Raw genomic sequence first — 12,129 nt, 5'->3', positions numbered from 1 at the left:
AGTGTCACACCCACGTACCGTGCTTTACTGCCCCGTGACTCCTGCCATGTCCCCCTCCATCACGAAGCCCCGTCCACCCCTGCGCTCCCGGCTCTTCGCCGACATCACGCCGCTGCGCACCTCGGTCCACTACCGCCGGCTGTGGTTCGGCAACACCGTCTCCTGGGTCGGCCAGCAGATGACCGCTCTGGCGGTCTCCCTCCAGGTGTACGACCTGACCGGCTCCACCTTCGCCGTCGGCGCGGTCGGCCTGTGCTCCCTGGTCCCGCTGATCGTCTTCGGGCTGTACGGCGGTGCCATCGCGGACACCGTCGACCGCCGCAAGCTGGGGATGTACACCGCGGTGGGCGCCACCGTGCTGTCCGTGGCGCTGGCCGCCGCCGCGCTGCTGGACGTGCGGCAGGTCTGGGTGCTCTACACGGTCGTCGCCCTCCAGGCGGTGTGCTTCGCGATGAACTCGCCCGCCCGCTCGTCGATGATCCCGCGCCTGCTGCCGCCCGAGCAGCTGCCCGCCGCCAACGCCCTCAACTCGCTGACCAGCAACCTCGGGCTGATGGGCGGGCCGATGCTGGGCGGCGTCTTCGTCGGTCTGTGGGGTTACCAGGCCGCGTACCTGATCGACGTGGTGACCTTCACCGCCGCCCTGTACGCGATGTGGCGGCTGCCCGCCATGCGCCCCGACCACGGAGACGAGGACGCGCCGCGCCGGCCCTCCGTCCTGGAGGGGCTGCGGTTCCTGGCCACCCGGCCCAACCTGCGCATGACCTTCTTCGCCGATCTCGCGGCCATGGTGCTGGCGCAGCCCCGCGCGCTGTTCCCCGCGGTCGCCGTGCTCTGGTTCGGCGGCGACGCCAAGACGGTGGGGCTGCTGGTCGCCGCGCCCGCGGTCGGCGCGGTGCTCGGCGCGCTGTTCTCCGGCTGGCTCGGTACGGTCCGCCGGCACGGCCTGGCCATCCTGGTCGCGGTCGTCGCCTGGGGAGCGGCCATCGCCTGCTTCGGCCTCACCCGCCACCTGTGGCTCGGCCTGTTCTTCCTCGCCGTGGCCGGCTGCGCCGACACCGTATCGATGGTCTTCCGCGGCACCATGCTCCAGGCCGCCGCGCCGGACCGGATGCGCGGCCGCCTCCAGGGCGTGTTCATCGTCGTGGTCGCGGGCGGCCCCCGGCTCGGCGACTTCCTGACCGGTTCGGCGGCCGACCTCACCTCACCCGCCGTGGCGGTCGTCGGCGGCGGTCTCGCCTGTGTGGTGGCGGTGCTGCTCCTGGGCCTGTGGCGGCGCGACTTCGCCCGCTACGACGCCCGCGACCCGCAGCCCTGACGAAGGTTCCGGTGCGCCGGCGGGGCGGCGCAGTATCGCGGTGGCGAGGCCCACGAAGTCCCGTATCAGGCCCGTGCAGTTGCCCTCCGGTGCCGCCAGGCAGGTGCCGACGGGCAGGGCGTCGGTGACGGTCAGGTACACGAGGTCGGGCCGGGAGTACGAGCCCGCGATGCTGAGGGGCACGAGCGCGATGCCCTGACCGGACGCGATGAGCTCGAACTTCTCCTCCAGGGAGGACGTCCGCCGCGTCCTGACGTCGAGCAGCGGCTCGCCGTCCAGATCGGCCGAGGTGAGAGCGGGACGGGCGGCCAGCGGGTGGGTCACGGGCAGGCACGCGACCTTGGTCTCGTGGCCGATGGGGACGGTGCGCAACCCGGTGTCGTCGAACGGGTGCCGGAGATAGCCGACGTGCGCGCGGCCGTCGCGCAGCGGCGCGTCCCGCTCCCACCAGCGCAGCGGGAAGACATCGATCGCGACGTGCGGGTGGCGCGCCGTGAACGCCCGGATCGCGTCCGCCACATGGAGGCCGGGCGAGAAGGCGACGACGAGCCGCTGCTCGCCCCGCCCGGCCTCGTGGACGCGCCGCAGCGCCGTGTCCACCACGGTGGTGATCCGCGGTGCCTCGTCGTACAACCGCTGCCCCGCGGGGGTCAGTTCGACGCTGCGCGTGCTCCGCGTGAACAGCGCGCAGCCCAGCTCCTGTTCGAACGCGCGGATCTGTCGGCTGAGGACCGGCTGGGCGATGAACAGCGCCTGTGCCGCCCGGCCGAAGTGCCGGTGCTCGGCCACCGCGAGGAAGTAGCGGAGCTTGCGCAGATCGAGGTCCATGCCGTGACGGTATCAATGCGGACGGAAAGGGTATTGGACGCCCGGACGGACCGTCCGAAGACTGGGTTTCCTGCTCGTCGTGCCGTACGACGCCGCTGGACCACGAACAGGAACCCCATGACCGACACCCGCAAGACCGCCCTCATCGTCGGCGCCTCCCGGACCCTGGGCCTGGGGCTCGCCGCCGCATACCTCCGCCGCGGCTGGGACGTCATCGGCACGGTCCGCGGCAGCGGGCGCACCGGCCTGCACGACCTCGCCGACACGGCCGAGGGGCGGCTGACCGTCGAGTCGCTGGAGATGACCGCTCCCGAACAGATCTCGGCCCTGCGCGACCGGCTGGCACCGCGCTCCCTCGACCTGCTCTTCGTCAACGCCGCCATCACCCGCGGCGACATACCGGTCGGCGAGGTCCCGGCGGAGATGTTCACCGAGGTCATGCTCACCAACGCGCTCGCCCCGATGCGGATCGTGGAGTGGCTGCGCCCCCTGGTCGCGCCGGACGGGACCATCGGCGTCATGTCCTCCGACCAGGGGAGCATCAGCCTGAACACGGACGGCCGACAGGACCTGTACCGGGCCAGCAAGTCCGCGCTGAACCAGCTGATGCGCTGCTACGCCGCCCGCCACGCCGGGGACCCGCGGACGCTGCTGCTCATGGACCCGGGCTGGGTGCGCACCGAACTCGGCGGCGCCGAGGCCGAACTCAGCGTGGAGGAGAGCGTTCCCGGGGTGGCGGAGACGATGGAGAGCCACCGGGGGAAGCCCGGACTCCACTTCGTGGACCACCAGGGGCAGGTCGTGCCCTGGTAGACGCGGCAGCCGCTCCGTGCCTTCGGAGCGCGGAGCGGCCGCCGGTCCGTCACCGTCCGCCGTCCGGCCAGCTCCATTCCTCGACCTCCGGCAGGTCCGTACCGTGCTCGCGGATCCAGCCGTGGTGGCGCTGCCGTACGTCCGCCATCGCCTGCCGCACCCCGGCGGCCCGCACGGCCAGCCCCGGCACCCGGTCGACCACGTCCATCACCAGCCGGTAGCGGTCCAGGTCGTTGGTGACCACCATGTCGAACGGCGTGGTCGTGGTGCCCATCTCCTTGTAGCCGCGCACGTGCAGGTTGGGGTGGACGGCGCGGCGGTAGGTGAGGCGGTGCACCAGCCACGGGTAGCCGTGGTACGCGAACACCACCGGCACGTCGTGCGGCAGCAGCGCCTCGAACTCCCGCTCCGTCAGCCCGTGCGGATGCTCCTCGTTCGGCTGGAGCCGGGTCATGTCGACCACGTTGAGGACCCGTACCGACAGCTCCGGCAGGTGGGTGCGGAGCAGTGAGGCGGCGGCCAGCGTCTCCTGCGTCGGTACGTCTCCGGCGCAGGCGAGCACCACGTCGGGCCGGGTGCCGGGCTGTTCGGTGCCCGCCCACTCCCAGATGCCCACGCCGCGCGCGCAGTGCGCCCGCGCCTGCTCGATGTCCAGCCAGTCGAAGCACGGCTGCTTGCCCGCGACCACCACATTGAGCACGTCCCGGGTACGCAGCACATGGTCGGCCACGCACAGCAGGCTGTTGGCGTCCGGCGGCAGGTAGACCCGTACGGTGTGCGGGTCCTTGTTGAGGATGTGGTCCACGAAGCCGGGGTCCTGGTGCGAGAAGCCGTTGTGGTCCTGGCGCCAGACGTGCGAGGTCAGCAGGTAGTTCAGGCCCGCGACGGGGCGCCGCCAGGGGATGGAGCGCGCCGACTGGAGCCACTTGACGTGCTGGGAGGCCATGCTCGACACGATGTGCGCGAACGCCTCGTACGAGGAGAACAGGCCGTGCCGCCCGGAGAGCACATACCCCTCCAGCCAGCCCTGGCACAGATGCTCCGAGAGCACCTCCATCACGCGTCCGTGCCGCCCCAGGTGCTCGTCGGTGGACTCGGTCCTGGCCTGCCATGTCTTGTCGGTGGCGGTGTACACGTCCTGGAGCCGGTTGGAGGCCGTCTCGTCCGGGCCGAAGAGCCGGAAGTCGCGGCGGTCGGCGGTCCGCTCCATCAGGTCGCGCAGCAGACCGCCGAGGACACGGGTCGGCTCGTGCATCTGGGTGCCGGGCTTGTCGACCGGCACCGCGTACTTCTCGGGGTCGGGCAGCGGCAGCGTACGGACGAGCCGGCCGCCGTTGGCGTGCGGGGAGGCGCCGAGCCGCCGGTCACCGCTCGGCACGCAGGCCAGCACCCGGTCCACCGGCCGGCCGTCGCCGTCGAAGAGTTCGTCCGGCGCGTACGACCGCAGCCAGCCCTCCAGCTGGCGCAGGTGGTCCGGGTTGTCCCGCACCCCGGACAGCGGCACCTGATGGGCGCGCCAGGTGCCCTCGACGGGGTTGCCGTCCACCTCGCCGGGACCGGTCCAGCCCTTGGGGGTGCGCAGCACGATCGCGGGCCAGCGGGGCCGTTCCCGGTCGCCCTCGCCGCGGGCGGCGTGCTGCGCCTGGTGGATGCGGTGCAGCGCGGTGTCCATGGCCGCGGCCATGTCCCGGTGCACCTGCGCGGGGTCCGAGCCGGTGACGAACAGCGGCTCGTGGCCGTAGCCGCGCAGCAGCGCCTCCAGCTCGTCCTCGTCCAGCCGGGCGAGGACCGTCGGGTTGGCGATCTTGTAGCCGTTCAGGTGGAGGATCGGCAGCACCGCGCCGTCGTGCCGCGGGTCCAGGAACTTGTTCGCGTGCCAGGAGGCGGCCAGCGGCCCGGTCTCCGCCTCACCGTCCCCGATCACGCAGGCCACCAGCAGGTCCGGGTTGTCCAGCGCGGCGCCGTACGCGTGCGAGAGGGAGTAGCCCAGTTCGCCGCCCTCGTGGAACGAGCCCGGCACGTTCGGCGCGGCGTGGCTGGGCACCCCGCCGGGGAACGAGAACTGCTTGAACAGCCGCGCCATCCCGGCCGCGTCCCGTCCGACGTCCGGGTTCAGCTCCCCGTACGTGCCCTCCAGCCAGGCCCCGGCGAACACCGAGGGCCCGCCGTGCCCCGGGCCCCACACGCACACCGCGTCCTGGCCGTGCGTGGCGATGAGCCGGTTGAGGTGGGTGTAGACGAGATTCAGGCCGGGGCAGGTGCCCCAGTGGCCGAGCAGCCGCGGCTTGATGTGCTCGGGCCGCAGGTCCTCGGTGAGCAGCGGGTTGCCGGTCAGATAGATCTGGCCGGCCGCGAGGTAGTTCAGCGCCCGCCAGTGGGCGTCGAGATCGAGCAGGTCGCTCTCGGTGAGCGGGGTCGGCGACTCCATCGGGGCCCTCCGTCGGGGAAAGGTGATCAGGGAGCGCCTCTCCACCGTACGGGCGGTCATGCACCGGCGCCGCCCCTACCGGCCGTACTGGCCGGTTCGGCCGTTTTCGTTACACCGAAGGGCCCCCGGTGCCGGTCCGAAGGTCCCCGGTGCCGGTCAGAGCAGGACCGGTGTCAGATCCGGGTCCTCGAAGCCCGCGTCGTCGAACGGGTAGAGCGGACGGGCGACCCGGCGATGACCCAGACGGGGCAGGTCCTGGTCCACACCGCCGGGGGTGAGGGCGAGCAGCCAGTCGGCGGCCATCTCGTACAGCTCCGGCTCCAGGTAGCCGATCTTCACCACGACGATGTCGTACGCCGCCGGGTCCAGCGGGCCGAAGTCGGCGCGGGTGTGGAACGGCGTGCGCCGCTCGGTGAGGACGGCGGTCACCCCGCCGCAGGTCACGGCGGCGCTGCGGCCGCCACCGTCGTACGCAGGGTTGCCGCGCGGGGCCCCGGGGGCGGGCGCGGCGGGGTCCCGCAGAGCGGTGACCGTGCCGGTCAGCCCGTACGGCTCGGCGTGCGGCCCGGTGCCCGCGCTGATGTGGCCGCCGACCTTCAGCGTCACCCGCGCGCCGGCCCCGGCCTCGAAGCACGCGGACACCGCCGCCGGGTCCGTGATACCGGGGTGCAACGCGGTGACCCGCCCGCTCGCCAGGTCCTCGTGCGCCAGCAGACGGCCCAGCATGTACGGGAGGTCGCCCGCGCCGCCCGCGGTCGGGTTGTCGCCGGAGTCGCTGATCAGGAACGGGCGGGCGGGGGACGCCACGGCGCGCGCTATGCAGGTGTCGGCGTCGCCGGTCGGGCCGACGAAGACGAAGTCGCGGCGCACGTCCCAGTACTCCTGGGCGAGGCTGCGGGCCTGTGCGAGCGCCAGGTCCGGGTCGTCGCCGGTCACCACCACCGCGGCCCGGCAGCGCTCCTCGTCGGCCCAGGCGTACCCCACCCACACCGCCGCGTCCACGATGCCGTCCAGCGCCTCGACCGCGGCGAGCCGCCCGTAGAGGGACTTGGCCGGCTCCAGGCGGGTGCTGGTCTTCTCGCCGGGCAGCAGCACCGGGACCTGCACCCAGGCGCGGTACGGGCGGCCCTTGCCGGACGCCAGCCGCCCGACCAGCTTGCGGGCGGCCCGCTCGCGGGTCTCCCAGGCGTCCTCGTGCGGGGCCAGCCGGTGCGCGGTGAGCAGGTCGAGGCGGTCGGCGAAGCGGCGCGAGACGTTGCCGTGCAGGTCCATGGCGGCCGAGATCAGCGCGTCGGGGCCGAGCGCGTCCCGTACGGCCTCGGTGAGATCCGCCTCGGCGTCGTCCAGGCCGGTGACGCTCATGGCGCCGTGGATGTCGAAGACCAGGCCGTCCAGCGGCCCGGCCTCCCGGATGCGCGTGACCAGTTCGGACTTGATCCGGTTGTACGTGTCCCGCTCGACGGGCCCGCCGGGCAGCGCCACCGCGTGCACCAGCGGCACCCATTCCACGTCCGTACCGAAGCCGCCCGGTCGCGTCCACGCGTAGCGGCCGAGCAGGTCGGCGCCACGGGTGACGCGGAAATCGTCGTAGACGGATCGGTGCGGGCAGAACTGGCTGGACTCGATGGCCATGCCGCCGATCGCGATGCGCATGTCGGTGGTGCACCTTTCTTCGGGGGTTACCCATGGGCTGCGGGCAGGACCGGCAGCCCGCCTTCGGTGGCCAGTTCGCGCAGTGCGGCGTGCCCGGCGCCGAGCAGGCCCGCGTCCGGGCCGCGGCTCGCGGCCACGATGGACAGCTCGCTCGTCGCCATCGGCAGACAGCGTTCGTACAGCACCCCGCGCACGGCCGCGACCAGCGGTTCCGCGGCGGAGAGCGCGCCGCCCAGCACCACGGCCTGCGGGTTGAAGAAGTTCACCACCACCCCCAGCACCGCGCCGATGTGCCGCCCGGCCTGCCGCACCAGGGTCGTGGCGTGCGGCTCGCCGTCCTCGACGAGCCGCAGGATGTCGGTGGTGGAGTCCGCCCCGATGCCCCGCTCGCGCAGCGCGGCGGCGATGGCGGCGCCGCTGGCCACGGTCTCCAGGCAGCCGATGTTCCCGCAGGAGCAGGGGCGTTCGGCGGCGGCGTCCACGCGTACGTGGCTGATGTCGCCGGCGCAGCCGCGGGCGCCCCGGTAGAGCCGGCCATGGCTGATCACGCCGGAGCCGATGCCGCGGCCCGCCTTGACCACGACCAGGTGCCGCAGGTCCGGGTGGGCGGCGCGGTGCTCGCCCAGGGCCAGGACGTTGGCGTCGTTGTCGACCAGGACCGGCAGGCCGACCCGCTCGGCGAGCCGGTCGCGCAGCTCGTAGAGATGCCAGCCGGGCATCCGGGACGGGGCGATGATCCGGCCGGACGCGGGATCGACGGGCCCGGGGAAGCCGACGCCCACCCCGCACACGGCGCGGCCCGCCGCGCGCTGCCGGGCGGCCAGCGCGGTCAGCCGCTCGGCGAGCAGACCGACGGCCGGTTCCGGGCCGGCCGTCAGGTCGAAGGCGCACTCGTCGATGTCGTAGCCGGTGCCGGTCAGGCCCACCGCGCCGGTACGGATGTGGTGACTGCCCAGGTCGGCGGCGAGCGCGACGGTGCCGCCGTCCGGGACGCGCAGCAGCCGCGGGCGGCGCCCGCCGCGCGAGGCGCCCTCGCCGGACTCGGTCAGCAGCCCGGCGTCGACCAGTTCCTGGACGCGGGCGGAGACGGTGGAGGCGGCGAGCCCCAGTTCCCGTACGAGGTCGGCGCGCGAGCGGGCGGTGCCGGCCGCGACGAGTTCGAGGACGTGCGCGGCGGAGCCGGGCTCGGTGCCGGTCATGGCGGGATCTCGGCGGTGGTCATGGCGGCGTCCTTCGCTGGGAACGTCGGATTACGGTCCCGGTCTTTCTTCGGTGGCCGAATGAAGTCGGGGAACCAAGTGGGGCCCAGTCCACACCAGTTGGCGATGTTCCGCCAGGCCCTTGACTTCTTTTCTCGGCCGTCCGTACTTTTCTCGCACTCTTCGACCGGCCGACCTCCCGGAGGCAGCATGGGCCCGCGCAGCACCTGCCGACGCGGCCCCGCCCACGCCCTGCTCGCCGCCCTGGTCGCGCTGTTGCTCGGCGCGGCCACCCTCACCGGATGCGGTCCCAAGGGCGGCGCCGTCACCAGCCTCGGCGCCACCGGCGGCATCCGCGCCGAGGGCGGTACGGCCACCATGGCGCTGCCGCCCGCCGCCACCCCCAACTGGATCTTCCCGATCGGCACGGCCGGCTACCTGGCCTCGTACAACAACGCCGTACAGGACCTGCTCTACCCGCCCCTCTACACGGCCGGGAAGAAGGGCGCGGGCCTGACCATGGACAGCCCGCGCAACCTCGCCGAGCAGCCGCGCTACAGCGACGGCAACACCACCGTCACCATCGCGCTCAAGCGGGGGTACCGCTGGTCCGACGGCACGCCCGTCACCAGCCGCGACGTGGAGTTCTGGTACGACCTGATCAAACACGACAAGGAGGAGTGGGCGGGCTATTCGCCGGGTCTGCTGCCCGACAACGTCAAGAAGTTCGAGGTGCTGGACGACCACACCTTCCGGCTGCGCCTGGACCGCGCGTACAACCCCGCCTGGTTCACCGGCAATCAGCTCCAGAATTTCACCCCGCTGCCCAAACACGCCTGGGACCCGCACGACGAGAATCCGAAAAAGGTCTTCGCGCGCCTGCTGGAACACGCCAGGAAACTCTCGGAGTTCGCCACCGACCCGCTCTGGAAAACCGTCAGCGGACCCTGGCGCATCGAGAAGTGGACCACCTCAGGGCAGGTGTCGCTGATTCCCAACCAGCAGTACAGCGGCCCGGACAAACCCCATCTCGACCGTGTCGTCCTCAAGCCCTTCACCACCGCGGACTCCGAATTCAACGTGCTGCGCGCGGGCGGCGTGGACTACGGCTACATTCCGCCGTCCGTGATGGCCCGCTCCGCGACCTTCGAAGAACTCGGCTACCGCATCGACCCGTGGGAAGGCTGGGCGATCACCTACATCGTCCTGAACTTCAACCACCCCACCGCGGGCCCGCTGCTCCGCCAGACCTATCTGCGCCGCGCCCTCCAGCACCTCATCGACCAGCGGACGATCTCCGACGTGGTCTGGCACGGCAGCGCCGAGCCCACCCGCGGCCCGGTGCCCGCCGGACAGCTCGACCGGGACCCCTTCCCGTACGACCCGAAGAAGGCGGAAGCGCTGCTCGCCGCGCACGGCTGGCAGCGCACCGGCGGACAACTGCGCTGCGCACGCCCCGGCACCGGGCCGGACCAGTGCGGCAAGGACATCCCCGCAGGTCGGCCCCTGCGTCTGGAACTGCTCTCGCAGTCCGGCTCCACCGAGACGTCCAACACCATGCAGGAGATCAAGTCCGCCATGGACAAGGCGGGCATCACCCTGGACATCCGGCAGCAGCCGCTGAACACCGTCCTGGGCACCACCGTGCCCTGCAAGAAGACGGAACCGGTGTGCTCCGCCTGGCAGCTGGGCTTCTTCGGGACGCAGGGCAGCTGGTACTTCCCGACCGTGGCCAGCGGCGAATCCCTCTTCGCCACCGGCGCGCCCTCCAACATGGGCAACTGGTCCGACCCGAAGGCCGACGAGCTGATCAAGAAGACCGAGTACTCCGACGACCCGACCGCGCTGCGCGACTACGCCCGCTACACCGCGGACCAGGTGCCCGTCCTGTGGACGCCCAACCCGGCGTACCAGGTCTCCGTCATCCGCAACGACCTGCGCGGCATCGACCAGAACCCCACGCTCAGCCTCGCGCCGCAGGACTGGTACTACGTCAAGAAGGGCGGTGCGGGCCGGTGATCCGCTTCCTGGCCAAGCGCCTCGCCCAGGCCGCCGTCGTCCTGCTGCTGGTCTCCGTCATCGTCTTCGTGCTGCTGCACCTGCTGCCCGGCGGCCCGGCCCGCGCCATCCTCGGCGTCAAGGCCACCCCCGAGGCCATCGCCCACTTCGACCACCGGCAGGGCTACGACCGTTCCCTGCCGCAGCAGTACGTGATGTACCTCGGACGGCTGCTCACCGGCGACCTCGGCGAGTCGTACAAGCTCAACCAGTCCGTCACTTCGCTGCTCGGCGAACGCCTCCCGAAGACCGCACTGCTGGCCGGACTGTCGATCGCACTCGCCGCCGTACTGGCCGTACCCCTCGGCATCCTCCAGGCCGTACGCCGCGGCAGGGCCGCCGACTACCTCCTCACCGGCGCCGCCTTCCTCGCCTACGCCACCCCGGTCTTCTTCCTCGGCCTGGTCCTCATCCTCGTCTTCAGCCAGCAGCTCCAGATCTTCCCGGCCGAGGCACCGCAGGCCGACACCGTCGGCGGCCTGCTCGCCGACGCGCCCGCGCTGGTCCTGCCGGTGGTGACCACCGCGCTCGGCATCATCGCCGCGTTCAGCCGCTACATGCGCTCGGCCGTCCTGGACAATCTCGAAGAGGACTACGTACGCACCGCGCGCGCCAAAGGCCAGTCGAACGCCCGCGTCATGGCCCGGCACGTGCTGCGCAACGCGCTGATCCCCCTCGCCACCCTCCTCGGGCTCTACCTCCCCACCCTCTTCAGCGGCCTCCTCGTCGTCGAGTCGATGTTCAACTACCCGGGCATGGGGCTGCTGTTCTGGAACGCCGCCCAGGGCTCGGACTTCCCCGTCCTGCTCGGCGTCACCCTGATCGTCGGCGTGGCCACCGTGCTCGGCTCACTGATCACCGACATCGCGTACGCCGTACTGGACCCCCGCATCAGGAGCGTGTCGTGACCGCACCCTTCATGGACGCGCCCAGCAGCAGCGGGACCGCACCGGCCGTCGATCCCGCACCCGCCGCCCCCGGACCGCTGCGCCGCACCCTCGCCGTCTTCACCCGCAACAAACTCGCCCTCACCGGCGCCGTCGTCCTGCTCGGCCTGCTGGCCCTGTGCTACCTCGGCCCGCTGCTGCACCCCACCGACCAGACGCACACCGACCTCTCGCAGGCCGGCCTGCCGCCCGGCAGCCCCGGCCACCTCCTCGGCACCACCGACCTCGGCTACGACATGCTCGGCCGGCTGATGTACGGCGGGCAGACCTCCCTCGAAGTCGGCCTCGCCGCCGGGCTGCTGGCCACCCTCTTCGGGACCGTCTACGGCGCGGTCGCGGGCTACTTCGGCGGCTGGGCGGACGCGGCCATGATGCGCGTCACCGACGCCGCGCTCGCCATCCCCGCGCTGTTCCTGCTGGTCGTGGTCGCCACCATCGTCACCCCCAGCAAGCCCGTGCTCATCCTGATCATCGCCTCGGTCGCCTGGCTGTCCCCGGCCCGCCTCATCCGCGGCGAGGCGCTCGCCCTGCGCAGCCGCGACTACGTCCACGCCATGCGCCTGATGGGCGGCGGCGGGACCCGGGCCGTCTTCCGGCACATCCTGCCCGGCGCCGTGGGCACCGTCATCGTCAACGCCACCTTCCAGGTCGCCGACGCCATCCTCTACGTCGCCTACCTCTCCTTCCTGGGCCTGTCCGTCCCACCGCCCGCCGCCGACTGGGGCTCGATGCTCTCCGCCGGCATCACCTACACCCAGGTCGGCCACTGGTGGCTGATCTTCCCGCCGGGCCTGGCCGTCGTCCTCGTCGTCGCCGCGTTCAACTTCATCGGGGACGGCCTGCGGGACGCCTTCGACGTGCGCCTCCGGAAGAGCTGAGGAAGGG

9 protein-coding genes are annotated in these 12,129 nt (G+C 72.3%); 5 read left to right on the top strand and 4 right to left on the bottom strand.

The features are described 5' to 3' along the window. The first annotated feature begins 46 nt into the window (after positions 1 to 46). Positions 47 to 1,318, top strand: coding sequence for an MFS transporter (locus tag ADK86_RS25990; protein WP_053698765.1), 1,272 nt, complete (start codon positions 47 to 49; stop codon positions 1,316 to 1,318). On the opposite strand, the gene ADK86_RS41340 is transcribed toward ADK86_RS25990, so the two are convergent. Further along, complete coding sequence (locus ADK86_RS41340) at positions 1,205 to 2,146, bottom strand: LysR family transcriptional regulator (protein WP_078952270.1); 942 nt, start codon at positions 2,144 to 2,146, stop codon at positions 1,205 to 1,207. The two genes, ADK86_RS25990 and ADK86_RS41340, sit on opposite strands and share 114 nt — an antisense overlap. A gap of 117 nt (positions 2,147 to 2,263) precedes the next feature. Between ADK86_RS41340 and ADK86_RS25985 the strand changes: the two genes are divergently transcribed. Next, on the top strand, positions 2,264 to 2,959 hold the full coding sequence (locus ADK86_RS25985; protein ID WP_053698764.1) for an SDR family oxidoreductase: 696 nt from the start codon (positions 2,264 to 2,266) through the stop codon (positions 2,957 to 2,959). A gap of 49 nt (positions 2,960 to 3,008) precedes the next feature. Here ADK86_RS25985 and ADK86_RS25980 read toward each other — a convergent pair whose 3' ends face one another. The 3 genes from ADK86_RS25980 to ADK86_RS25970 all read right to left on the bottom strand — a co-directional run bounded on the left by ADK86_RS25980 (position 3,009) and on the right by ADK86_RS25970 (position 8,239). Beyond that, a complete protein-coding gene (locus tag ADK86_RS25980) occupies positions 3,009 to 5,387 on the bottom strand; it encodes a phosphoketolase (RefSeq protein WP_053698763.1) in 2,379 nt (792 codons plus the stop codon). A gap of 156 nt (positions 5,388 to 5,543) precedes the next feature. After that, a complete protein-coding gene (locus ADK86_RS25975; RefSeq protein ID WP_053698762.1) occupies positions 5,544 to 7,040 on the bottom strand; it encodes a M81 family metallopeptidase in 1,497 nt (498 codons plus the stop codon). A 26-nt stretch (positions 7,041 to 7,066) separates the two neighbouring features. After that, complete coding sequence (locus ADK86_RS25970) at positions 7,067 to 8,239, bottom strand: ROK family transcriptional regulator (protein WP_053698761.1); 1,173 nt, start codon at positions 8,237 to 8,239, stop codon at positions 7,067 to 7,069. A 210-nt stretch (positions 8,240 to 8,449) separates the two neighbouring features. Between ADK86_RS25970 and ADK86_RS25965 the strand changes: the two genes are divergently transcribed. From ADK86_RS25965 to ADK86_RS25955, 3 genes are read left to right on the top strand one after another with little or no spacing between them, the layout of a single operon-like run. After that, on the top strand, positions 8,450 to 10,258 hold the full coding sequence (locus tag ADK86_RS25965; RefSeq protein WP_053698760.1) for a peptide ABC transporter substrate-binding protein: 1,809 nt from the start codon (positions 8,450 to 8,452) through the stop codon (positions 10,256 to 10,258). Next, positions 10,255 to 11,205, top strand: a complete 951-nt coding sequence (locus ADK86_RS25960; protein WP_053698759.1) for an ABC transporter permease — start codon at positions 10,255 to 10,257, stop codon at positions 11,203 to 11,205. The genes ADK86_RS25965 and ADK86_RS25960 overlap by 4 nt, the downstream gene beginning before the upstream one ends. Before the next feature lie 11 nt (positions 11,206 to 11,216). Beyond that, positions 11,217 to 12,122, top strand: a complete 906-nt coding sequence (locus tag ADK86_RS25955) for an ABC transporter permease (protein WP_053698786.1) — start codon at positions 11,217 to 11,219, stop codon at positions 12,120 to 12,122. The last annotated feature ends 7 nt before the right edge of the window (positions 12,123 to 12,129 follow it).

Origin of the sequence: Streptomyces sp. NRRL F-5755 (assembly GCF_001279365.1) — a bacterium.
In the GTDB taxonomy this organism is placed as follows: Bacteria; Actinomycetota; Actinomycetes; order Streptomycetales; family Streptomycetaceae; genus Streptomyces; species Streptomyces rimosus.
Note: the sequence above shows the minus strand (reverse complement) of the source record. Positions and strands in the feature narration are given on the sequence as shown.